The sequence below is a fragment of the Runella limosa DSM 17973 genome (assembly GCF_000482465.1).
GTDB classification, from domain to species: Bacteria; Bacteroidota; Bacteroidia; order Cytophagales; family Spirosomataceae; genus Runella; species Runella limosa.
On record NZ_KI519427.1, the window covers coordinates 17,068 to 41,565 of the forward strand.

Genomic DNA, 24,498 nt, shown 5'->3' on the forward strand with positions numbered 1-24,498 from the left:
GTTGTGAGCAACCTCCTCCACCGTACGGGAGGCTGCTCACCAACTACTGGGCAGAAGGTTGCTCTTCACTGTGCGGGAGGTTGCTCACAACCTCCTATGACAGGGGTTGCTTACAACCCCGATTTTTTGAAATTTATTTCAGTTTTTTGTTAAACAACCCAATTGTCCGTTCCCAAGCTTGTTTGGCCACGGCCTCGTTGTAGCGGGTAGGCGCTGTATCGTTGTTGAAAGCGTGTTGGGCACCTTCATACACAAAAATTTGGTAGTCAGTACCTGCTTTTTTGAGGGCTTCTTCATAGGCAGGAATACCCGCATTAACGCGCTCGTCGAGACCGCCGTAGTGGAGCATCAACGACGCCTTGATTTTAGGGACATCGGCTGCTTCGGCTTGGCGTCCGTAGTAAGCGACGGCAGCGTTGAGTGAAGGCACGTTTACGGCGAGCTGATTGGCCATGGCGCCGCCCCAACAGAACCCAACACAGCCAGTTTTGCCCGTACAATCGGCGCGGCCTTTTAAGTAATCAAAAGCTTTGATGAAATTACTGAGGTTTTTCTTTGCGTCGAGTTGTCCAAAATAGGAACGGGCTTTTTCGTCGTCTCCGTTGGGTGTTCCTCCAAAGGGCGATAGCGCATCGGGTGCTAAGGCAATAAAACCCGCCAAAGCCACACGGCGAGCTACATCTTCGATGTGAGGGTTAAGCCCACGGTTTTCGTGAATGACCACCACGGCAGGGTATTTGCCAGTTCCCGCAGGACGAGCCAAGTAGCCCTTCATTTGGGTTTCTTCCCCTGGATAAGTAACGTACTCGGTCGTAAGACGCTCATCGTTGCGTTTGACCGTCATTGCATTGGCATAGTTGACCTCCAAAAGAGGCAAAACGGCCATGGCAGCGGCGGTGCTACCCGTGAGGGAAGTAAGACGTTGAAAGAAATCTTCGCGCTTGAGGGGTTTGTGGGTGTACTCGTCGAAGAGGTTAATAATGCGTTGATCCATGATGGTAAGTAGTTTAGTATGGGTATTGATTGTGAGTAAGTTAATAACACAATTTGGAGTGAAAACTACTTGTTTTTTTGGAGATTTTAAGACACGCTCAAAAGAATTTTTTAATAAAAAAGAGGCTGTCTCAAAAGTCTAGTATCACCAAATTATCTTCGGTCTCTGTTCAACCTCACCCCCTAAATCCCCCTCTCCTTTCAGTAGAGGGGGACTTTTAGAGCCCTTCTCCAGAAAGGAGAAGGGTTGGGATGAGGTTGAAACCAAAGAATATTTTGTAAACTTTTACTTTTGAGACAACCCCGTACTTTTTTAAACCTACCTAAACTCGCCTTAGCTTCCTGCCAACTTTAAGCAGTCTTCGAGGGTTAGCGTCGTTGGGTCGGTATCTTTTGGTATTTTAATGTTACGTTTTCCAACGGCAATGTATGGGCCGTAAGGGCCACGAAGCACTTTCACCGTTGTATTCTCGGGAAATTCTCTGATGATTTTATTACTTTCTGCTTCCCGCTTTTTCTGGATGATTTCCAGTGCTTCTTCGCGAGTGAGGCGCTGTAAACTTGAGCCTTTGGGCAATGAGTAATACTTGTCATCGTGCTTAATAAACGGCCCGTATCTTCCTGTGCCTGTTGTCATCGGTTTGCCTTCAAGCTCTCCGAGTCCTTCGCCTTCGTTGGCAAGGTCGCCGCGTTTGAGCTTAATGGCCATTACACACGCCTCTTCGCCTACGGTATAAGGGTCGTCGTTGCGGTCGAGCGAATAAAACTTATCGTCGTGTTTTACGTAAGGCCCGTATTTTCCAACCCCCACAATCATCGGTTTGTCTTCAAAGAACCCAACCTCCCGCGGTAGGGCAAAGAGTTCGAGTGCTTCTTCGAGCGAAATAGTTTCTACCAACTGCCCTTTTTTGAGGTTGGCGTATTGCGGTTTGGGTTCACCCTCGATGTTTTCTCCAATCTGAACGTATGGGCCAAATTTGCCGATCCGTGCCGAGACTGGCTTCCCGCTTTTAGGGTCGATTCCTAGGTCGTGAACTGTATTTTTCTTAACAATGTTTGAGCCTTCTACATCCCCGATTTTTTGGTGAAAACCTTGGTAGAAACCATCAATCATTTGTTGCCACGACAGTTTACCTTCGGCAATTTCGTCAAATTCTTTTTCGACATTGGCCGTAAAAGAAAAATCAACGACATCAGGGAATAAGTCCACCAAAAAGTCATTCACCACCATGCCTGTGTTGGTAGGGAACAGTTTTGATTTTTCGGCCCCAAACGTCTCTTTGCCTTTGGTTTCGGTCAGCTGGTCGTTGCGGAGCGAAAGCTCATTGTATTCGCGTTCTTGCCCTTTTTTGTCTTGCTTTACCACATATTCGCGGCGAATGATGGTCGAAAGCGTAGGCGCATAGGTGGATGGTCGGCCAATACCCATTTCTTCGAGTTGCTTCACCAAACTTGCTTCCGTATAGCGTGGTTTTGGACGTGAAAATTTCTCCGTTGCTTTAAGGATATTTAAGGCCAACACTTGCCCAATATTGAGCGGAGGAAGCATTCCTTTGGTATCTTCTTCTTCGTCGTCTTTTGATTCCAGATATACCTTTAAGAAACCGTCAAATTTAATAACTTCTCCTTGGGCCACGAGTTCTTCCGAGGCAGTCGAAATGCCAATGGTCGCAATGGTACGTTCCAGCTGCGCATCAGACATTTGAGACGCAATGGCACGTTTCCAAATCAACTCATAGAGGCGTTGTTCGTTGCGGTCGCTACTGGCTTTAAGTTCTCCAAAATTGGTCGGACGAATGGCTTCGTGGGCTTCCTGTGCCGATTCCGATTTGGTCTTGAAAACCCGCTGTTGGTGATATTTGTCGCCGTATTCGGTCGTAATTTGGTCTTTTGCTTTTTGGAGTGCCTCTTCCGATAAGTTGGTAGAGTCCGTACGCATGTACGAGATTTTACCTGCTTCGTAAAGTTTTTGAGCTACCGTCATGGTTTGGGCCACCGAAAAACTCAACTTACGCGAAGCCTCTTGTTGCAAGGTAGAGGTCGTAAATGGTGGAGCAGGTGATTTTTTGGCAGGTTTAACTTCCAAGTTACGGATGCTAAACGTAGCTCCTTTACATTTTTCCAAGAATGCGCGTGCTTGGGCTTCGGTTTCAAAGTTTTTAGGAAGTTCGGCTTCCAATACTTTGCCCCCTGCCAAATCGAAACGTGCCGTTACTTTATAGGTGGACTTCGACTCGTGGGCATCCACTTCTCGCTCGCGTTCTACGATGAGGCGTACGGCCACCGACTGCACCCGTCCCGCAGAAAGGGCGCTGTTGTTGCCGATTTTGATTTTACGCCACAAGACAGGCGAAAGCTCATAACCCACCAGGCGGTCGAGAATACGACGTGCTTGCTGGGCGTTGACCAAATCCATGTCTATCGAACGTGGACTTTGAATCGCTTTTTGTAGGGCGGTTTTGGTAATTTCCCTAAAAACGATCCGCTTGGTGCCATCAGACAAGCCTAATGCTTCTTTGAGGTGCCACGAAATGGCTTCTCCTTCACGGTCGTCGTCGGTAGCGAGCCATACTTCTTCAGAAGACTTGGCAAGCTTTTTCAACTCGTTGATAACTTTGGTTTTATCAGGCGATACTTCGTAGAGGGGTTGGAAACCATTTTTGACATCTACCCCTAAATCTTTATCGGGTAAGTCACGCACGTGCCCAAAACTGGACTTGACGGTGAAGTCTTTCCCGAGGTATCCTTCAATGGTTTTGGCCTTAGCCGGCGACTCTACTATTACTAAGTTTTTTGACATGGAGGGTGTGTTTGGTCCCAATTCTGCCTTCAAATATAGGAGGGTTTTATGTAAAAAATATCAAATCCTTATTTTGAGCAGACGATTTAAGGGGTTAAACAGGTACTAACTGGTAATAAATAATGCTAGAAAAGGGGATTTTTTCGACGAAAAGGCCAGTGCTTAATCGCTAAAATTTTGATAAATCGAGTCCATAATCCGAACAAAATGCCCGTAATCTTCTTCACTAAGCTGTCCCCAGCCTTGCCGACGTATCTCTTTGACGACAGGCAATACCGTTTCAAAGGTCTTTTGGCCTTCGGGTTTTAAATAAATATTAAATTTCCGACGGTCTTCTTCCGACATGCGCCGTTCGACCAAATCTTTTTTAACGAGCAAATCCAGAATCCGAGTAACGGTGGGGGCATCTTTGGTGGTAAGCTCGGCAAGGGTATTTTGGCTGATTCCTTCGTTTCGAGCCACGTGGTCGATGAGCACCCATTGGTCCACTGTCAGGTCAAAGCCAGCTTCATTAAAACGCTTTTGTAGGACGTTCCTGATTTTTTTAATGGTGGTGTCGATTTTAAAAAAATAAGCACGGGAATCAGATGGGTGAGTCATTTTTATCGTTTACTATAGACCTAGAAACACAAGTTGGCTTACTAACTATTGATTTGCAAAATAAAACAAGAATATCTGACTATCAAATCGTAAGCCACGATAGACGGTAATTTGCTACTAAAACCGTGTTAAAAAACTGTTTGATGAACAAAAAATAAGCCCGATATTTGGCCTATATGAAGACGATGTTGCTTTTAGTGGGGGTGTGTGTAGGAGAAGCATGGGGTTCATTTGCTCTCCCAACCCGTTATTTTACCAAAAAAGAGGAGATTTCGCTGACCGTTGCTGATACGGTCAAACCTAAGAAGACCAAAGAAACGGTCGTAAAGTCAACGCTGGAGAATAACAAAGGGGAATTAAAAGTTAGAGATGCTCAGATTGTTGATTCAGAAAAACAGTCGGGGTTGATTAAAGTGACCTTTGCGATTCGAGACGTGGAAACAAATGCGCTGCTTACACGGGTTAAATTGAAAACCAAAGATGCCAAAACAGGTCAGGAGTTTGAGCCTAAATTTAACAGCACGGATAAAAATTTTTCCATCAATGTCTTGCCCAATACCGTCGTTAGCATCTACGTGACGGCCAAAGGATATACCGAGGCTTCGGCCAATATCAATGACATCAAGCACGACCGAGTGTTGGGGTTTGAGCTTCAAAAAATAAAGCCATCAGTACTGAAAATTAGGGTGTTAGACAAAGCGACTGACCGTCCCATTATCGGAAGTATTCTCAATGTACGTACCAAAAGCAATAATGACGTTGAGTTTATGGCTCTAAAAGATGGTTTTACTGAACTGACCTACGATGCCGAAGAGCAACTGGAAGTGGAGGCATCGGCGAAAGGATTCACTCCTGATACCAAAAAAATAACGATAGAAACAGCCCTTACTGGTAAATCGTACGAACTAACTTACCGATTGGATAAAACGGCCGCAGCTGCTGCTCCTGCACCACCCGCGCCAACCCCTACGCCCCCTCCTGCGGTAGCGACCACGCCCCCCCCCGCTGCTCCTAAGGCTACTGCTGCGACCAACGAACCACCTAGAACGTCGGTATTTTCTAAAGAACCGCCTAAACCACCAGCACCATCGCCTTTCAGCGAGTTGGTGAAAGGGAAGGTCATTACGCTAAATAATATTTATTTTGACCAAAGTAGTCCCGTACTACGCCCCGAGTCGGCGCCACAATTGGATGAACTGGTCGCGATTTTGCAAAAAAATCCAGCGGCACGTATCGAAATTCGGGGACATACCGATAATGCAGGAGATTTTGACTTGAATGTAAAGCTCTCGCGAGAACGCTGTCAAGCGGTGGTAGAATATTTAAAAACAAAGGGCATCAGTGGCGACCGCCTAGAGAGTCGCGGCCGAGGTCCCCTTGACCCAATTGCCCCCAATACGTCGGAAGAAAATCGCAAAAGAAATCGCCGAGTAGAGTTTGTCGCGCTTTAGAATGCTATTTGTAAACTTGCCTTTTGCCCATTTGTTTTTACTTCCAAAAAGGCCAACGAAGCACGAAATGCTGTTTTGGTTGTTGTTGCCGAAAAAACACCAAACCTACCGCAAACAGGTCGATGGTCGCTGAAACGGAAGGGTGGGCTTTGATGTATTCCCAGGCTTGTTCCATTTCGGGCGACCAATGAATGTCGTCAAAAACGAAGAGACTATCGTTGTGCGCTTTGGTAAGGCAGGTTTCAAAGTATCTTACTGTAGGTTCGTAGCGATGATTGGCGTCAAAAAAGACAAAATCAAGGCGTTGTGCGTTTTCAACGGCTTTGGGAAGTGTCTCGTCCAAATTCCCTACAACCGTCTGAATAGGCAGGGGGTGTTGAGGAGACAATGCGCGGTTGGCCCAGGTCTTAAAATTTTGTTGCGCAACGCTTGCCGTTTCGGGGCAGCCTTCAAAGGTGGTAATTTGGGCTGAAAGATTGGCTTGCGCCATATACAGAGTGGTAAGGCCAAGTGACGTGCCTAAATCAAAAATAGAATTATACTCAAAACGCTGAATGAGGCGATAGAACAACCGCGCCAATCGCGCCGATTTTTTAGAATGCTGGGCAATGTCTTTTACTTGTCGGGTAGAGGAAGTATTGACCCGAGAACCTGCGCCATAATCAGTGATTTGGAGGGTTTCTTGGCTGTGAAGCATCGTTTGGCGAATGGCTTCAATTGGTTCAAAGGAAGCGGTTTTTGTATCTTGCTTGATGATTTGAAGGTACAAGTCAAATACAAAAGGTGAGTGAAGTCCATGCTCATCTTGAGCTTTCAAAAAGTAGTTGAAAAGCGAACGTAATTGCAAAATAGGGTAATTAGGTAAGAAGTTTTCTTTAATTCAAACGATAGGGCGCAATCATGGTAAATTCTGGAATGGCTACGTTAAACTGCTTGCCATCGACAAGGCGTTCCATTAAATAAGTGCCTACCATTTTACCAATGCTGGTACGAAGATTACAACCTGATACGTATTCGTGAATTTCGCCAGGTTCGAGCGTGGGCTGTTGACCCACTACGCCTTCCCCTTCTACTTCGCGGATGGTGCCATTGGAATCAAAAATATGCCAATGCCTACGTAAAAGCTGAACCGTATGCTCGCTGTGGTTCTCGATGGTAATGCGATACGTAAACACAAAATGGGCTTGCGCTGGGCTCGAATACTCGGGCTGATACTGCGTCATGACGCTTACTCTCACACCTTCTGTTATCGCTGATGTCATGGTTGTTTGATACTTTCCTAACTTTGTAACCAAAATTAGGTCGTTGTAGTTGAAAAACCAATAGTTGACGCAAAAATTAGAAAAATGGACGTTAAAATCGACGCTTCGTGGAAAGCTCATTTGCAATCAGAATTTGAGCAACCGTATTTTACTGATTTGGTGACATTTGTACGAAATGAATACCAAACGCAACAAGTGTATCCGCCTGGGAAACTGATGTTTAATGCGTTCGACAAGTGCCCGTTTGACAACACAAAAGTGGTGATTTTGGGACAAGACCCTTACCACGGGCGCGGACAAGCCAATGGATTATGCTTTTCGGTCAACGACGGTGTTACCAAACCACCATCGCTCATTAATATTTTCAAAGAAATTCAGGAAGACCTTGGGCAGCCTTTCCCTGTGTCGGGCAACTTGGAACGTTGGGCCGAGCAAGGTGTGTTGTTACTCAACTCCACCCTCACCGTACGAGAAGCAAGCCCAGGCTCACACCAAGGGCGTGGTTGGGAGCGTTTTACGGATGCCGTAATTAAATGTATTAACGACCAAAAGGAAGGCGTTGTATTTATGCTTTGGGGGCGGTATGCGCAGGACAAGGGTAAGATTATCGACCCCAAACGCCATTTTGTGCTGAAGGCCAAACACCCTTCGCCGATGTCGGCCAACAGTGGAGGGTGGTTCGGAACCAAACATTTTAGCCAAGCCAACAACTACCTTCGCGGGCGAGGATTGGAAGAAATTGTTTGGTAAAGGAGGAAAAAGGTTGGGTTGTGAGCAACCCAACACACCCTACAAAAGTAAGAGTTGGGCGAGCAAATAATCGGCAATCAAAACCGCAATACAGCTATTGGTCACAGCGGCGGTAGAGGCTTGGCCTACTTCGAGTGCTCCGCCTTGGGTAAAAAAGCCTTTGAAAGAAGAAATAGACGTAATCAAAAAGGCAAAAAAGACCGATTTGATGATGGCAAAAGGAATGTTGAACGTACGGAAATCGAAACGTAAACCACGAATATAATCTTCGGGGGTAATTACGCCCGTTGCTACGCCTGCCACGTATCCTCCAAAGATGGAGAGAAAACCCGAAAGGATGACCAACATGGGAAACATGACGATGGCCGCTACGATTTTGGGGAGAACCAAGTACGAAATGGAGTTGATTCCCATTACTTCAAGGGCGTCGATTTGCTCCGTAATACGCATGGTACCCAGTCCACCTGCAATGTGAGAGCCTACTTTTCCTGAAAGTACGATACACGTAATTGTGGGGGCGAATTCCAAAATACTACTGTCGCGCACAATGAGCGAAATGATATAATTGGGAACAAAAGGGCTTACTAAGTTGTCGGCCGTTTGGACGCAGGTTACTGCCCCCAAAAAGGTCGCCACGATTGCCACGATAAAGACGGAATTGATACCAATCTCAATACATTCGTCGAGCACCAACTTTACATAGACCCGAAACTTCTCACGGTTTCGTAGCAAAGACCCTAAAAAAATAAAATACCTTCCTAACGTTTTCATGGTTTTTGAGACAGTCGATAGTTTATGGTCGATAGTCCACAGTAATTTTACTATCGACCATCGACTGTGGACTATCGACTATCGGCTAATCAACAATAAACGGATAATCAGGTTCTACGTACATATCCGTAAAGATTTCAGATGGATCTGGCCACGGAGACTCTTCCGCGAATTTTACAGATTCTTCCACAATTTGTTTGATTTTTGCATCAATCGCAGCAAGATCTTCTTCAGTTGCGATGCCATTTGTCAAAATGCGGTCTTTCGTCATTTCGATTGGGTCACGCTTTTTGTACTCTTCTACCTCCTCTTTGGTACGGTATTTTTGGGGGTCAGACATAGAGTGACCACGGTAACGGTACGTTTTGAATTCGAGGAAAGTAGGGCCATCGCCACGGCGAGCGCGTTCAGCGGCACGGCTAACGGCATCGTGTACAGCTTCTACATCCATGCCGTCCACGGGTTCTGATGGCATATCGTAACCTTCTCCAATGGTATATAAATCGGTCACGTTAGAAGTACGATTAACTGACGTACCCATGGCGTATCCGTTGTTTTCAACGACGAAAATCACGGGGAGTTTCCACGTCATTGCCATGTTAAAGGCTTCGTGTAGTGCACCTTGGCGAACGGCTCCGTCACCAAAAAAGCACATACAGAGGTTTGATGTCTTGTTGTATTTTTCCGCAAAAGCAATACCAGCACCTAGTGGAATTTGCGCTCCTACGATACCATGGCCGCCAATAAAATTGTGCTCTTTGTCAAAAATGTGCATTGAGCCGCCTTTTCCTTTGGTGGTACCAGTTGCTTTTCCGTACAACTCGGCCATGATGGCTTTAGGTTCTGTACCTAGCGCCAATGGGAAGCCGTGGTCGCGGTAAGCTGTAATCCACTTGTCGTCTTTGGTAAGGGCACTGACACTTCCTGACGAGCAGGCTTCCTGACCAATATAAAGGTGACAAAAACCACGTATTTTTTGTTGCCCATAGAGTTGTCCTGCTTTTTCTTCAAACTTACGTTGAAGCAACATCGACTCATACCAATACATGTATCTCTCTTTGGGATGGGTTATTTTAGCTGGGGTTGCTTTGGTTTTGGTTGCCATTTTTTACAATAAATAAGGTTTTCTGGTCAAACAATGAACGGTGAACTGTTGACTGTTCTATCTTTGCCACGCGAAATTAAGCATAAAACCATTCAATGCCACAGCTATACCTAGAAAAACTCCAACTTATGGGATTTAAAAACTACGAAGAGGGACGTTTTGAGTTTAGTCGTTCCCTTAACTGTATCGTGGGGGAAAACGGTAGTGGCAAAACCAATTTGCTCGATGCTATTTATTGGTTGGGGCTGACCAAAAGCGCGTTTCAGGTGCAAGATGCTTTTAGCATTCAGCACGAAGCTGATTTTATGATGGTCGATGGGGTGTTTTGGAAAGATTATAAAACTACGCAGATTACGTGCAGTTTGCAGCGTGGTCAGCGAAAAGTAATCTTGTCAGATAAAAAGCCGTATGAGCGTATCAGCGACCATATTGGGCTGTATCCCGTGGTGTTGGTAGCGCCCAATGATACTGATTTAGTCCGCGACGGGAGCGAAGAACGACGCCGTTTTTTTGACGGGGTATTGTCGCAGCTTGATCAACACTATCTCCAAGATTTACTTCAATACAATAAATTATTGGCGCAGCGAAACGGGGTTTTGAAGATTTTTTATGACCGCCGCTACGTGGACGATGACTTGTTAGATACTTACGACGAGCCACTCGTTGCTCTTGCTAATCGAATTTTTGAACGACGTCAGCGATTTTTAGAGGGTTTTGAACCTTTGGTGCAGCATTATTATTCGTTTTTGGGAGAGGGGCGAGAGGCGGTAACGATTAAGTATGAATCAGAAGTTGAAAACCTCGATTTTCGTGATCATTTTAGGGAGCACAGATCGCGCGACTTGAACGCCCAACGTACCCTAATGGGTATCCATAAAGATGATTTTGGTTTTGAAATGGACGGGGTCGCACTGCGGAAATTTGGTTCTCAAGGACAACAAAAGTCGTTTGTGTTGGCCCTGAAATTGGCGCAATTTGACCTGATTTCGATTGAAAAAGAAATGAAACCGTTGTTGTTGCTGGATGATATTTTTGATAAACTCGACGACCGTCGCATTCAAAAACTGATTCATCTCATTGAAAAAGATACCTTTGGGCAAGTTTTTTTGACCGATGCCCGTCCTGACCGAACGCGTGAATTGTTGAAAGATACCGCAATGGAAGTGCGTTATTTTGTGTCAGATGCTAAATAATTAACTGATTTTTGAAGAAACAATAACCTTAAAGTATGTATGAATAATCCGCAAGCCAATAATCCGTTACACGGCGTAACCCTTGAAATGATGTTGCATCATTTGGTGGCACATTATGGGTGGGAAACTATGGCCGAATACGTCAACATCCGCTGCTTTCAATTTGACCCAAGTATCAAATCAAGCCTAGCATTCCTTCGTAAAACTCCGTGGGCTAGGCAAAAAGTAGAAACGCTCTATTTGATGAGTTTGGACGAAAAGTAAGCAAGGTTTGGCGTGTTTTACACTTCTTCGCCTTGCAACTGCTTGTCGTATAATTCTTTATAAGGGCCGTTTCGTTCGAGAAGCTCGGTGTGCGTGCCTTGTTCGATGATTTCGCCGTCGTTTAAGACCACGATGAAATCGGCGAGTTTGGCCGACGACACGCGGTGAGAAATAATCACCGACGTACGGTCTTGCATGATGCGTTGGAGGTTGCTCAAAATCGTGTTTTCGGTTTGCGTATCTACGGCAGAAAGGCAATCGTCCAAAATCAGTATCTTAGGGTCGCGGGCAATAGCGCGCGCAATCGAAAGTCGCTGTTTTTGACCTCCTGACAGCGTGATGCCGCGCTCACCCACCTTCGTATCAAAACCTTCGGGGAAATCAATGATATTGGCGTACAAATCAGCGTCTTTGGCCGCTTGTTCAATTTTAGAAAATGGCAAGCCTGTTGTTCCAAACGCTACGTTTTGAGCAATAGAATCTGAAAACAAAAAGACGTCTTGGGGCACGTAGCCCGTTTGGCTTCGGAGCGATTGAAGGTTATACTCTTTGAGAGGAACACCATCAATCAAAATCTGCCCTTCGGTAGGGTCGTACAAACGTGTAAGAAGGCTGGCTACGGTACTTTTCCCCGAACCTGTTGTTCCCAAAATAGCTACCGTTTCCCCCGCTTTCACGCTTAGATTAAATTGCTTGATGGCTTTGATGCCCGTGTCGGGATAAACAAACGAAACATTGTCAAAACGGATGGCGCCTTGAATCTCGCGTACTGTATTTTTCTCCGAAACAATGTCAGTTTTGGTGGTCAAAAACTCATTGATACGTACCTGCGACGCCGCCGCTCGCTGGGTTTGGCTGGTTGTCCAGCCGAGGGCCATCACGGGCCATGTCAGCATACTTACGTACAAAATAAACTCAGTGATGTTGCCAGGGGTGAGCCGTCCTGCCATGATTTCCTGCCCACCAATATAGACGACCAAAATATTACTCAAGCCTACCAACACAACAATAAAGGGATAAAAAAGCGAATCGACGAGCGTTAATCCAAGCGATTTGTTGCGATAATCGTTACTTTGATTGATAAAATGGCGAAGTTGTTCCCGTTCCCGAACGAAGGCTTTGACCACCCGAATCCCTGAAAATGATTCTTGCACAAACGTCGAAACCGATGAAAGCTGTGCTTGCAATGCCTCTGAGCGTTTCATGATGATGTTGTTGACGTAATAAATACTCAACGACAAGACAGGCAACGGCAGCAAAACGTAAAAAGTCAGTTTGGCGTTGACCGATACCATGTAGCTAATCACCAAAATAAACAGCGTTATGAGGTTGATGCCGTACATAATCGACGGCCCTACGTACATCCGCACCTTGCTGACATCTTCTGAAATCCGCGCCATGAGGTCGCCTGTGTTGTGGCGTCGATAAAAACTCAGCGGCAGGGTTTGGTAATGCGTATAAATTTCGTTCTTGAGGTCAAATTCGATGTGCCGCGACATCACAATGAGGGTTTGCCGCACCATAAACAAGAAAACCCCTTTCAGCAGCGCCATGGCCAAAATCAGCATCCCGTACAATAAGATACTGAAGGCAAAAATGTCGTAAAAACTGGACTGAATTTTGGAGCCTTCAAACAAAAAATAGACGTCGAGGGTATCTTTTACCAAGTCGAGGGCATAGCGTACCAATTGGGCAGGAATGATGCCAAAAAGGTTGGAAATAATGGTGAAAAGTGTTCCAAGAATAAGGTACCACTTGTATTTGACGAGATATTTGTTGAGGTGGGCAAGTGCTTTCAAAGGCGCGCGAATTGGTTACGTTTGCTGTTTGGTATGATGGTCTAACACTATTTTTACGGAAAACGTTTAATTCGTTGGGAGGATTAAGGCTTTAAAGACCTTTTAGCTATTTTTGTGATAAATAATAATAAATTCTTTGCGCATGATTAAAAGTATTGAGGTAGAAAATTTCTTTGGTACAAGAACTTCCCAGAAGGTTTGTCTTAATGCAGGAATTAACCTTCTGGTAGGTATTAATGGGAGCGGGAAATCAAATTTCATCAAAGCATTTACCTTACTCAATAATGCCATAAGGAAGAAAAATGGATTTCAAGAGACATTTAATTTGTGGGGAGGATTCAATTCGGTAGCTAACTTTTCTCAAGAAGCGTCCAAACAAATTAGGATGGTTTTTGAGTTTGATAAAACATACCTCAATTCAGTAATAGAAGATAAAAAGGGGTTCGCTTTCCCGAATAACCCATTTTATGAAATTGTAATTCACAGCTTGGGGAACGATTCTTCTTATTTTATTTCTGAAAAGCTATACAATGAAGGGGTAGGAGGAAAACGCCCATTTGTCTATTTAGACATGCAAAATGGAAAAGGGTTTATCTCTGAAAGAAAAGATGGAAAAAGTAGGCTGGTTTGGAAAGAAACGGATACAATACAGATAGAATACAAGGAAGTAGGGGGCGTTTTTGATGATAAAGAATTGGTACTTAGTCAGGTAGGAACCGATACACTACGCTTTTTTCCTCTGTTTTTAATTCGTAAGGCTATCGAAGACCTAGATGTTTATACTTATTTTGATGTGACATTGAATAGTCGAGCTCGTCAATGGAATAAAGATTTAGGCGAGGATAGACTACATGGTGATGCTAGTAATTTGTCGCTTGTTTTTCAGCGCCTTAACGCGAAATATCCGCTGGCTTTTGGAAAAATTCAAGAAGCTGTTACAAAGGTTAATCCTTATTTTAAAAACATTACTTTTGATTATATAGGGGGCAATTTTCGGATTATTCTTACCGAAAAACAACTCATTCAGAATATTCCATTGGAAAGTATTTCTGATGGGACATTGCGGTACTTGATTTTGTTAGCGATTATTTACAACCCGAGTGCTGGAAAACTGATTTGTTTTGATGAGCCAGAATTGGGGTTGCATCCTGATATGATTAGTATTCTTGCTGAAACGTTGCGAGAAGGGGTAAAGTTAGGGAAGCAGTTTATTATTGCGACTCATTCGCCAATGCTATTAAATTGCTTTGAGTTAGATGATGTTTGGATTTTTGAAAAAGATGAGGCAAACCAAACATTAATAACCTCGAAATCGGAAGAAGATTTTGAAAACTGGTTCGAAGAGTTTTTACCTGGTAAATTGTGGTTGAGTGGTTTGTTAGGAGGCAGACGCTGGGGGTAGATGAAAGATACGGTATTTATTGAAGGAGGAGGGCCACCTACTACTGAGTTGAAGGGAGAGTTTGCAGGGTTAACAGAGCAAGCTTTTTTGCTGCAAACGGCATTTTATCGCTTATTTGAGCAAGAAATTCCCAATTTAAAAGTAGTTTTTGATATACGCCCGAGTGGTGGATATAAGCAAACGTTATTTGCCTTTGTAAATTTTCTGAGTAGATTTTCAGATGTAAGAGCCTATACAGTTCTTGATTTTCAAGAATTAAAACGTGATTTTGGAGGAGAAAATGCAGAAGAACATAAAAAGAATCTGCTTGCTTTCGCGGATGAAAAAATAGCATCTGGGTATTGGCCGCAACCACGAAAAGAATGGACATATTATCAGGATGTTATATTTTTTATGATTCAGACGATGGAAGCTTGGATACTTTCCCAGCCTGACATAATTTACAATGAGTTTCGCTATCTAAAACATCGTAGAGAGGCTTGGGAAGAGAAAGTAAATACGCATTTGAGTTCCAAAGTTGTGAGCCAGATTCCGAGCCCAGATAGTGTTTTAGGATATTTATTGGGGTGTTTTGAAGAAGAAAAAAAAGGCAAATGGAAAAAAGTAAAATACAGCAAAATTCAAACAGCTTCCCAGCTGCTTCCTAAATTGTCGTTGAAAAAATTGATGCAAGATTTTGAAGATGTAGAGCAACTTGTAATCAAGCTTAAATAAACGTCCTCAAGGCACTGTCTCCAACATCCAATCAAATGGTTTTTTAGCCAAGGGAAATGTTTTGTTTTTTCTCTTTAAGACCACTTTCAACGAGTCATTTTGCACTTTTCCTTTGAGGATTAGGGTGTTGGTGTCGGGTAAAGTGCATTGGAGAATAAACAAATGAGCGCTATCGCTGGAGCGTTTTTTGAAGGAAATCGTTTGGTGTAGAGAATCCAATTTATAACCAAAATACGCCCGCCCGTACCGAATTCTGAACAGGGTGTCGGTGGTCTGAATGCTTCCGCTGTTGTTTTTCTCAAAAATCACATCCTTCCAGCGGAGGCTATCGGCCGCCATTCGCCCCGAGGTTTCAAACGAGGCCACGTCAAAAATACCTGTTGTTAATACGTCTTTGGGCGGGGAGTAATTAAACGGATGAAGGCTTGATTGGTAGGAGGAGTAAAAAGGAAAAACGATAAATAAACCGATGAAAGCAATTTTTAGCAAAATGCGAGACGTCTGCATCCATTTTTGCGAAAATACATAGGCGGGTGGAAGTGGCTCGGTAGGCTGATTTAGAACAAAAAAGCGAAGAAGGCGTTGGGCATCGGTAAATAATAAAATACAACTAAACACAAACAAGTGCATCGAAAACAGCTTTACAGGGATGTTGTAGGCCAAATTCATCATTGCCACGTTTAGAAAAACGCCCGCAGCCACCAACGCCCCCAAGGTACTTGTGCGTCGGAAAATGAGCAACGCTCCCGCAAGGCATTCCATCACCCCCGAAAATACCTCGTAGGGCTGCGAATACCCAATAAAAAACCAAGCAAGGCGCATCGGTGACAACTCGCCAAGGGGAGTGGCGAACTGGCTCAAATTGGGAAAAGGCATTTGTTGGGCATACACTTTGATAATCCCGTACACGAACGAAACCATACTGACGTAATACCGAAGCCCTACAATAAGCCAATAATAGGCAGTTTCGTAACTTGGCCTTTTGCGGTCGAGCAGCGACCAAAGTGCCGTTCCGACGACGGCCATGAGGCTGTGAAAGCATAGCTCTGCGTACCCAAACGAGGTGTCGCCGCTGCCCGCCACGGGAACCAATGTGTCTTTGATATGAAACAAGGACTGGTTGAGCCATTCTACCGCTGCTTTTTCAGTGGCGGTATAAAGGCCGTACACCGTGTTTATTAAAGGTAGCTGCGCAAAACCAAAGAAATTGATACAGTAAAAACCAAGGTAAATGGCTGTGAACCGAAAAATGACTTTACGCCAAAGTGGCCAATCGGAGGGCGATGTGAGCATGTAACAAAAGGAAAGAGGTTTGTTATTTTAGGGCTATTTACAAAAAAACAAAAAATAGCTAACTTGTGCACAATTCTATGAAAAAACTCGCTTTACAGCTGGTATTCGTGCTTCTCGTGCATTGCGTTTGCGCTCAACTACCTATTCACTACCTTGACGAACTCCCAACCATCGACGGTCAGTCCAACGAATGGCCTCAGGAGTTTTTGCGGAGGTATCGCCCCCAAAGCCGTTTGGCAAAATCTCCTAACGAAATGCGGTATGCGCTGGGCTTTGATGAAATGTATTTGTACGGCTTTTTTGAGGTCAAAGATGCCCATTTGGTCAATCTTGCCAACGATAAAAGTGGTAGCCCGCGTATTACGTTTAATGATGGCGTGGAGTTCTACATCGATACCCAAAATAATAGCAAATCGCTGATGGAAGATGATGACTATCAGTTGATTATTGATGCCATGGGAAATTTGACTGTGTTTAGGGGAGGAGATAAGTTTTTGATAAAAGTAAACGAATCGAAAGTGCCCAAAGACACCATGACGTCACATTTTGTGATGGATTATCAAGTGGTTCGTAAGGGAACTGTCAATGATGCAACTGACCAAGACGAGGGGTATCTTATTGAGTTTCGGGTGGCATGGGCTGCTTTGGGAGTTCGCCCTCAGACGCAAAAACGCTTTAAGGTGGATATTTGCCTCAACGACGCCGACCATTACCTCGACATTCGCCCCTTGGCGGAAGAAGCGTCTATTCCTTTTTATGATTATGAAAGTATCAGCGGTGGCAAAGACTTTGGCTTTCCGACTACCTGGCAAGCGGCCGCGTTAGTGGGAGAAGCAACTTGGTGGACGGGCTTTCAACGTACTTTTACCAAGGGCATGGGAGTGGGTTTGGGTATCGTTTTGATTGTCATCGCTTTCGGAATTTGGCAATGGATGCGCCGTTCCCCGACCATTGTGACCGTCGAAGAAAAAGTCTATCGAGTGATTGCGCCCACGGACGTACCTGTGGACGACGCGACTCTTGTTGGAAAAGCAGAGCGATTTGTGCTGCAAAATCTTCAACAAGAACTTTCTCCGTCTGACCTTGCTGAACACCTCCATCTAAGTTTGCGCCAGCTTCAGCGCCAGTTGCGAGAAGAAGCGGATATGACCCCCACGGATTTTATTCGTAAAATCAAATTAGAAAAAGCAGCGCTCTGGCTGGTATCTTCTCCAAAAAACGTTACCGAAATTGCCTACGAATTGGGCTTTTCTGACCCTGCCTACTTTTCCCGAATTTTTAAGAAACACTTTGGACAAACTCCCTCTGATTTTCAAGAAAAAGCCCAAAAAACGTAATTTGACGCGATTGTACCAGTTTTTGTCGTGTTTGTAGGTCTGCGTTTTATGGTAAAAAGCGAGCTTTGTTTTCAAAATAGAACACAAAGTTGTATGCAAAAGCTATTGTTGAGTATTGTCTCGATTGTAGGTATTTCATGGTCAGTTTTGGCGCAAATCATTCCCGCGTTTCCAGGAGCTGAAGGCTTTGGAGCGGTGGCCACGGGAGGGCGCGGTGGGAACGTTTATTACGTCACCAATCTCAATTGCTCAGGCGCGGGGTCGTTACAAAACGGTTTGAACCAAGCGGGAGCTAAGTATATTTTGTTCAAAGTGAGTGGGGTTATTCCGTGTGCCGCCGAAATTTTTAAGGGCGATGTCACCATTGCAGGGCAAACTTCGCCAGGAGGAATCATCGTTCGGGGCATTATTTTGGACGAAATCTACGAGCAAAACACCAATTCCCGCAATGTGATTATTCGTCACCTGCGTTCACGCCCGAAACCTACCCAAACATTGCCCAACCAAGGGTACGTACTCGACGACGGCTTGCGATTCGACGGCGCTTCAAACGTCATCGTGGATCATTGCTCGTTTGCCAATGCCATTGACGAAAGCGTGCAGATTTCGCATTCACGCAATATTACTATTCAAAACAGTATGCTGTCCGAAACCCTCGGCGAGCACTTTCATTTGGGGGGAATGTTGGTCAATTATTCGCGTGCCGACCACCCGCAAGACAATATCAGCATTCACCACAATGTTTGGAATCGGATTGGGGGGCGTTTCCCTGAATTGTCGTGTGAGTCACCTTTTTGTAGTTCGGCACCGCTCAATATCGAAATCACCTCGAATCTTTTTTGGGATCAGCAAATTCAGACGTGGTACAACGCTTGTACGTCGGGTGGGAGTGACTGTACAAATTTTCGACTGAACCTCAATTTTACTAACAACTATTCGGTGGTTCGTTCTACTTACAACGGCCCATTAGCCTCGGCCGATTTCTTGTCCAACGCGTCTAATCGGCTGTTCGTTTCGGGAAATCGTTTGAATAGATATACGCAATATTCAGATTATCAGTTGTTTTACTGCTGCAATGATTTTAATACAAACGCCCCCAACACCAGTTTAGGCATCGCCCAACGCCTTACAACGCGCCATTCGTTTCCATTGATTACGCCTACAACGGCGACTGACTTGCCGATGTATGCCACCAAAAACGTGGGAGCATTCCCCCGTGACCCGATGGATCGGCGTTTGTTGGCACCAATTGCCTCAAATACGATGGCTTCCCAAGCCATCAACGGTACCGATTATTTCAACGACGCATTTACGTTAGATTTTACCACCGCCCCACCGCCACCTGCTGATACCGATAACGATGGAATGCCCAACGACTGGGAAACTGCCAATGGATTGAATCCCAGTGTACAAGACCACAACGGGACACAACTCTCTAAAAAGTTTACGGGAGTAGAAGGTTACACCAATTTGGAATGTTACCTCAATGAACTTTCGGATAAATTGGTAGGCCAAACGAGCGTAGTTGTGATACCTCCAAGCACGACAATTACGGGGATTGAACTCACCCCAAGCGAGCGGGTTTCAGCAACAGTAAGCCCTAATCCTGCCGAATCAGGCATTGTGGTGAAAGTAACGGGGCAAACAGGCAGTCCATGGCGTTTTGAGCTGCTAGATGCCTTAGGTCGGGTGGTTTTACAGGAAAACAACATTTCGACGCGTGAAAAATCAAGTACACTGCCTCGTTTATTACCCAATGGCACTTATACGATTCGGGTTTATCTTGATAACCAGACGTTTTCGCAGAAGGTTGTCGTCTTGAAGTGAAACTCTATGGATACCTGCCTTGTAGGCTGAGTAGTTGTCGTAAGATGAGTAAGTCGGGATGATTAAAGCGAAATATTTTTAAGGTTGCTTCTCCAACCAGTGTTTTGGCAATGATTTTTCCTTGTTGAGTTTCAAAGTGCTTGTGCCAATCGTCTAATCGAGGGTGAAAGAGTCGTACAATTTCATCGTCGATGAGCGTAGCAAAATCACTTCCTTTGTGTTGGTTGCAGTGAGGGCAGGCATAGGCTAAGTTTTCAACTTGGTTTGTCCCTCCGTGCTTTATTGGAATAATATGGTCAATTTCAAAGGCTAAGAACATATCGTCTTCGTGCAAGCGACAATATTCACATCGAAAGCTGGCTCGCTGGGCAACGAATCGACGATTTTTAGCCGAAATAGCCTGTCTCATTGGGCAATAAATGTCCTAGCTTGAGCTTTCGCTAGACTGATAAATAAGTCAAGCGCCAAATAGCGTTCTAGTTCACTCGACTGTTCTTGGTTTATTTTTCCGTCTTTTTTTAGCTTCACCAAGCGCTCTACTTCTTCAGATAACTGGGCTGGGGCTTTTAAATGGGCCACTTTTTCGGGGGCCATTTGTGCAATTAGCTGGGCTACGTTTCCAAATACTTCAACTACACTCATTGCTTTGTAGGACTTATTGTTTTTACAAAAATACTGTTTTCTGTCAGATTCCCTATAAATGGACTAACTTGCATACCTCGAAAACAAGTTCGTTGTTGCTTTATGTTCAAAATCGTTAGTTCATCGGCGGGGTCGGGCAAAACCTATACCCTCACCAAAGAATACCTCAAGCTCGTTCTCCAAAACGATAACGCTTATTATTTTAAGCACATTCTTGCCATTACGTTTACCAAAGCCGCTACCCGCGAAATGAAGGAACGTATTTTGGGACGTTTGCAGGTATTTGCCGAAGGCGGAAATGACCCTATGTTAGGTGACATTATTCGTGAACTTTACCCAGAAACACTCAATGACCTAGAAGGTGCCTACAAAGTGCAAGAACTGTCGCTGAGGATGCGTGCAGAACGCGTTTTTAAGCAAATCTTGCACGATTATAGCGACTTCGCAGTGATGACGATTGATAGCTTCGTCCAACGGGTAGTGAGCGCATTTACGGACGAACTGGGAATGCCTTTTTCGTTTGAAGTGGAGATGGAAGCGGGTGAACTTTTATTGATGGCAGTAGAACGCTTGCTCGAACATACGGGCGATGATTCCTACGGAGAATTGACCGATATTTTGGAGTCTTTTTACTTGGAAGCAGGACAGGATGGTCAAAATTATCATAATTTGCCCGAAGCATTGGCGAGTTTTGCCACTGATTTGCTCAACGAACAACGCTACGCGGCCATTGTTCAAAATTCGGAGTTAACGGCCAAAGATTTTAAAAAAATCCGTCGGCAGTTAGTGGCAGCCATCAAAATGTGGGAGAATCAAATCATAAAATGGGCGGAGGAAGGGCAACGGCTAATTTTGGAAAAAGGGCTTGACGAGAAAGATTTTGCGTACGGAACCGTCTTTAAGTATTTTAAAAAACGCACCGAAGATTCGGAAACGATGACTGAGCCAGGAAGTCGCGAAAAAGATGCGTTTGAAAATGACAAAGGATGGTTGACAAAGTCGGCACGTCCGTTTGTGGTGGAGGCAGTTGAAACCCTTAAACCGCAATTGGCCGACTGCTACGGACACATCGAGAAAATTCGTCTCGAAAACAGCAAACAGTATTTCTTGTATCAACAGCTGATTCCGCACTTGTACCATTTGTCGTTGTTGAACGAAATTAAGGAAGAATTTGACCGTCAGCTGCGAGAAAATAACCGCGTCCACATTTCGGAATTTAACCAAAAAATCCTCAAAATCGTCACCGAAGACCCCGTACCGTTTATTTACGAACGACTGGGAGAGAAATTTAACCACATACTAATTGACGAGTTTCAAGATACTTCAAAATTGCAGTTTGCTAACCTCTTGCCACTGATTGACAACAGTTTAGGGTATGAGCATTTCAACTTGGCCGTGGGCGATTCTAAGCAGGCGATTTATCGTTTTCGCGGAGGGGACATGGACCAGATTATTGCGCTTCATTCCAAAAAAATGGATCGTTTGTACCGTTCTTTGGGCGACAGTGAACTGACAGTGGAGCGCCTCGAAAATATTCGCTGGCACCTCAAAGACGACGTGCTTCGTACCAACCGCCGAAGCGCCCGCGAAGTCATTGAATTTAACAATGCCTTTTTTGAAACGGTTGAAAAACTATATCGCGACCAATTTCCTTTGGCGCAGGAAGTGTTTGCCCAAGTTGCCCAAGAAATTCCGCCTAGCCCTAAAACGGGCGGCCAAGTGAACATCGAATTTGTAGAAGGGAAAGAAGGCGATGACGAAAACGACACCCCCGTGATGATTACCCGAACGCTGGAGTTGATTCGGCAAGTGACAGAGCAAGAGGGTTTTTCGTTGGGAGACGTGTCGGTGTTGTGCCGTTTTAAACGAGATGCCAAAAAGATTGCCAACCACTTAAAAGAAAACGGATACAATATTATTTCGGATGATTCTCTATCGCTGCGGTTTTCGGCGGCGGTCAACTTGGTGACGGCGTTTATGCGGGTGTTGGTAAAACCCGACAGTCGCTTGGACAAATACGAAGCACTGTATCTTTACTTCCGTTTGATTTTGGAGCGGATTCCCGATGCCAACGATAATCGACTCATCAAGGCGGCTGTAGAATCGACTGACGTACACGTATTTTATGAATACGTAAATAAGTTGCAAAATACGGTTTATGGCGTGAAACCATTCGACACTCTGCCTTCTACCCTAGACACTCAACTAACGCCTTATAAGTTTCTGCAAATGAGCGCTTATGAGCTTTCGGAAAAACTAATTCAGGTGTTTCGTTTATTTCAACTGGTGGACGAAAGAGACTATTTATTCCGCTTCTTGGACGTGGTGCTCGAATTTAGTACGCAACGCGGTAGTCACTTAGCCGACTTTTTAGAGTATTGGGAAACCCAAAAAGACAAAATTTCGATTTCGGCTCCTTCCGATCCCAACGCCATTACCGTCCAGACCATCCACCGTTCCAAAGGGCTTGAATATCCCATTGTTATCATTCCGTATGCCGATTGGGAGTTTGTACCTAGTGCCAAACGGGATACTATGTGGGTAAATTTAGAGCCAGCTGAAGCATTGGGCGTGTCGTCGTGGGAGGCAGGAAAGGTAGAGGCAGGAGAGGCGATAGAATACATGGAAGAAAAATTCTTAAAAACAGGCTCTGTACGAGTCACTTCTGCCCTCGACCAAACCCCCGATGCCATCGCAACGCAGTACCGCGAAGAATGCGAGCGGGTATTTGTCGAAAACTTGAATTTGTTGTACGTGGCTTTTACTCGCCCTACGCGTCGGTTGTACGTACTGGCCAAAGGGGAAAATTTTGAAAAAATCAAAACACCTCGCCGCATCAGTTATTGGTTGTATCAGTACCAGCAGTCAGCGGGCAGCGAGGAGCAGTTGCCAGTTAGCAGTCAGCCTTTAGTAGGGGATGGCTTCCAAACTCGACATTCTTCACTCGACCCTCGACATTCCTTCTACATTCCCAATGTCATTTCGACCGACCGAAGTCGTGAATTGCGCCTTCGTCGGTTGGCCAATAGGGTGTTTGACGTGGAGACTTTTGAAAGAAAAAAAGACCACGGAAATAAAGTTCACTACGCGTTATCGAAGGTTAAAACGCCCAGTGATGTTCCAATGGCTTTGGCTCAAATGCAAACCGACGGCGTTATTGATGCCTCCGAATCCGCAGAAATTCAGAAAAGCCTCGAAAATATTTTGAAACATCCTGATTTGAAAGGGTTGTTCGACGCTGAAAATATGGTACTCAACGAGCGCGAAATATTAACGCCCGATGGTAACCTTCATCGCCCCGACCGCGTTGTGTTTTTACCAGAAGAGCGTGTCGTAATTTTAGATTACAAAACGGGGATTCCGCTCGACAGCCATAATAGACAAATAAAACGGTACGTGAATTTGTTCAAAGAAATGGGGAAAAAGCAGGTAGAGGCGTTGCTGGTCTATATCGAACGAAACGAAGTGGTGAAGGTGTAGGTCAGACGATAGTGAAGGGCAAGGTCAGACGATAGTCAGACCGGATTTAAAGTTGGATAGTCAGACTGAGTTCAAATATTATGACAATAGACCTGACACTATACTCCAACGGTATGATGCCGACCCTAACGAAGCTCTTGACCGACTAAAATGGTGGCCTTATGATGATAATGGTCAAAATCTAATTTATATAAAACCATAATCTTTAGCCCCTGCCAAGAGTTTTGTCGCTTGGCAGGGATTTTAACATTCAGTTACTATGAAAAAGATAGCTATTATTTTTATTGCATTTTCTGTGACCCTATATGGATGTATTTTCGATATTGGTTTTGATAAAGATCAGCATCGAGTTAATGTACCCGTATTGGTTTCAAATCTTAAAGATACCTTGAACATAGGGGATACTTTGATTTTTTCGGCAGCTATAAGCAATCCCGTAGAAGTGACAGACCTTAGCCGACAAAGAAAAAAAACATTTGAAGGTACACTTTCTGGCAGTTTAGGGTTTGTAATTGGATTAACCCAATTTTCTGAGAATAGTACTGTGATAGGAGACGTAGTACCGTTTCAAGATAGACCTTCTACTTTTAATTTTATTGCTGAGAAAGGTTTCTTTCCCAGAACTCCCCCTTCTATTGATTTCGAATTTGATTCAGGTAAGTTCAGTTTTAAATTCATAGCTGTTCTATTAAAAAAAGGATTATATGGTTTGCGATTAGACAAGGAGTTTACTACTATAAAAAATAATAACAATAAGTTGGAAGGACATATTTATCCTTATTTTTCAAATAAAGAATTAAATCATAAATTGACCG

General features: G+C 44.5%; 21 protein-coding genes. 10 read left to right on the forward strand and 11 right to left on the reverse strand.

Translation table 11 applies throughout. From position 1 onward, the window contains the following. Positions 1–133 precede the first annotated feature (133 nt). From K339_RS0126195 to K339_RS0126205, 3 genes are all read right to left on the reverse strand, one after another. The gene (locus K339_RS0126195; protein ID WP_028526254.1) at positions 134–994 is read right to left on the reverse strand and encodes a dienelactone hydrolase family protein; all 861 of its coding nucleotides are present in this window, start codon (positions 992–994) and stop codon (positions 134–136) included. Between the two features lie 333 nt (positions 995–1,327). After that, positions 1,328–3,793: a type I DNA topoisomerase gene (gene topA, locus K339_RS0126200; RefSeq protein WP_028526255.1), complete on the reverse strand. Its 2,466-nt coding sequence runs from the start codon at positions 3,791–3,793 to the stop codon at positions 1,328–1,330. Positions 3,794–3,955: 162 nt separating this feature from the next. Further along, positions 3,956–4,393 carry a MarR family winged helix-turn-helix transcriptional regulator gene (locus K339_RS0126205; RefSeq protein ID WP_028526256.1) on the reverse strand — a complete coding sequence of 146 codons (438 nt, stop codon included), beginning with the start codon at positions 4,391–4,393 and terminating at the stop codon, positions 3,956–3,958. 176 nt (positions 4,394–4,569) lie between these two features. On the opposite strand from K339_RS0126205, the gene K339_RS36250 reads away from it, so the two are divergent. Next, a complete protein-coding gene (locus tag K339_RS36250) occupies positions 4,570–5,844 on the forward strand; it encodes an OmpA family protein (RefSeq protein WP_084332321.1) in 1,275 nt (424 codons plus the stop codon). 37 nt (positions 5,845–5,881) lie between these two features. Here K339_RS36250 and K339_RS0126215 read toward each other — a convergent pair whose 3' ends face one another. Both K339_RS0126215 and apaG read right to left on the reverse strand, forming a co-directional pair. After that, positions 5,882–6,661, reverse strand: a complete 780-nt coding sequence (locus K339_RS0126215; RefSeq protein WP_229598819.1) for an O-methyltransferase — start codon at positions 6,659–6,661, stop codon at positions 5,882–5,884. A gap of 58 nt (positions 6,662–6,719) precedes the next feature. Beyond that, on the reverse strand, positions 6,720–7,106 hold the full coding sequence (apaG, locus tag K339_RS0126220; RefSeq protein WP_028526258.1) for a Co2+/Mg2+ efflux facilitator ApaG/CorD: 387 nt from the start codon (positions 7,104–7,106) through the stop codon (positions 6,720–6,722). 84 nt (positions 7,107–7,190) lie between these two features. On the opposite strand from apaG, the gene ung reads away from it, so the two are divergent. Next, a complete protein-coding gene (gene ung / locus K339_RS0126225) occupies positions 7,191–7,856 on the forward strand; it encodes a uracil-DNA glycosylase (protein ID WP_028526259.1) in 666 nt (221 codons plus the stop codon). A 39-nt stretch (positions 7,857–7,895) separates the two neighbouring features. On the opposite strand, the gene K339_RS0126230 is transcribed toward ung, so the two are convergent. Both K339_RS0126230 and pdhA read right to left on the reverse strand, forming a co-directional pair. After that, the gene (locus K339_RS0126230; RefSeq protein WP_028526260.1) at positions 7,896–8,627 is read right to left on the reverse strand and encodes an MlaE family ABC transporter permease; all 732 of its coding nucleotides are present in this window, start codon (positions 8,625–8,627) and stop codon (positions 7,896–7,898) included. An 85-nt stretch (positions 8,628–8,712) separates the two neighbouring features. Beyond that, positions 8,713–9,732, reverse strand: coding sequence for a pyruvate dehydrogenase (acetyl-transferring) E1 component subunit alpha (gene pdhA, locus K339_RS0126235; protein ID WP_028526261.1), 1,020 nt, complete (start codon positions 9,730–9,732; stop codon positions 8,713–8,715). Between the two features lie 95 nt (positions 9,733–9,827). Here pdhA and recF point away from each other — a divergent pair, with 95 nt between their 5' ends. Then, positions 9,828–10,925 carry a DNA replication/repair protein RecF gene (gene recF, locus K339_RS0126240; protein WP_028526262.1) on the forward strand — a complete coding sequence of 366 codons (1,098 nt, stop codon included), beginning with the start codon at positions 9,828–9,830 and terminating at the stop codon, positions 10,923–10,925. A gap of 39 nt (positions 10,926–10,964) precedes the next feature. Further along, entirely contained in the window at positions 10,965–11,189 is a 225-nt protein-coding gene (locus K339_RS0126245) for a VF530 family protein (protein ID WP_028526263.1), read from the forward strand. A 17-nt stretch (positions 11,190–11,206) separates the two neighbouring features. Here the strand turns inward: K339_RS0126245 and K339_RS0126250 are convergent, their stop codons facing one another. Further along, a complete protein-coding gene (locus tag K339_RS0126250) occupies positions 11,207–12,988 on the reverse strand; it encodes an ABC transporter ATP-binding protein (RefSeq protein ID WP_028526264.1) in 1,782 nt (593 codons plus the stop codon). A gap of 142 nt (positions 12,989–13,130) precedes the next feature. Here K339_RS0126250 and K339_RS0126255 point away from each other — a divergent pair, with 142 nt between their 5' ends. Both K339_RS0126255 and K339_RS0126260 read left to right on the forward strand, forming a co-directional pair. Next, entirely contained in the window at positions 13,131–14,390 is a 1,260-nt protein-coding gene (locus tag K339_RS0126255) for an AAA family ATPase (protein ID WP_028526265.1), read from the forward strand. Then, the gene (locus K339_RS0126260) at positions 14,391–15,104 is read left to right on the forward strand and encodes a DUF4276 family protein (protein ID WP_028526266.1); all 714 of its coding nucleotides are present in this window, start codon (positions 14,391–14,393) and stop codon (positions 15,102–15,104) included. Positions 15,105–15,110: 6 nt separating this feature from the next. Here the strand turns inward: K339_RS0126260 and K339_RS0126265 are convergent, their stop codons facing one another. Beyond that, on the reverse strand, positions 15,111–16,397 hold the full coding sequence (locus K339_RS0126265; protein WP_028526267.1) for a hypothetical protein: 1,287 nt from the start codon (positions 16,395–16,397) through the stop codon (positions 15,111–15,113). 77 nt (positions 16,398–16,474) lie between these two features. Here K339_RS0126265 and K339_RS0126270 point away from each other — a divergent pair, with 77 nt between their 5' ends. Both K339_RS0126270 and K339_RS36255 read left to right on the forward strand, forming a co-directional pair. Next, positions 16,475–17,734 (forward strand): helix-turn-helix domain-containing protein, encoded by a 1,260-nt coding sequence (locus K339_RS0126270; protein WP_028526268.1) that lies wholly within the window; start codon positions 16,475–16,477, stop codon positions 17,732–17,734. 93 nt (positions 17,735–17,827) lie between these two features. Continuing rightward, positions 17,828–19,561, forward strand: a complete 1,734-nt coding sequence (locus tag K339_RS36255; RefSeq protein ID WP_051398270.1) for a T9SS type A sorting domain-containing protein — start codon at positions 17,828–17,830, stop codon at positions 19,559–19,561. 4 nt (positions 19,562–19,565) lie between these two features. Here K339_RS36255 and K339_RS0126280 read toward each other — a convergent pair whose 3' ends face one another. Further along, positions 19,566–19,970: an HNH endonuclease gene (locus K339_RS0126280; protein WP_028526270.1), complete on the reverse strand. Its 405-nt coding sequence runs from the start codon at positions 19,968–19,970 to the stop codon at positions 19,566–19,568. Next, on the reverse strand, positions 19,967–20,203 hold the full coding sequence (locus K339_RS0126285) for a hypothetical protein (RefSeq protein ID WP_028526271.1): 237 nt from the start codon (positions 20,201–20,203) through the stop codon (positions 19,967–19,969). Before K339_RS0126285 ends, K339_RS0126280 begins: the two co-directional genes overlap by 4 nt. 102 nt (positions 20,204–20,305) lie before the next feature. Between K339_RS0126285 and K339_RS0126290 the strand changes: the two genes are divergently transcribed. Both K339_RS0126290 and K339_RS37640 read left to right on the forward strand, forming a co-directional pair. Next, positions 20,306–23,683, forward strand: coding sequence for a UvrD-helicase domain-containing protein (locus tag K339_RS0126290; RefSeq protein ID WP_028526272.1), 3,378 nt, complete (start codon positions 20,306–20,308; stop codon positions 23,681–23,683). 259 nt (positions 23,684–23,942) lie between these two features. After that, a partial coding sequence (locus K339_RS37640) for a hypothetical protein (protein WP_037301979.1) occupies positions 23,943–24,498 on the forward strand: 556 nt, incomplete at its 3' end.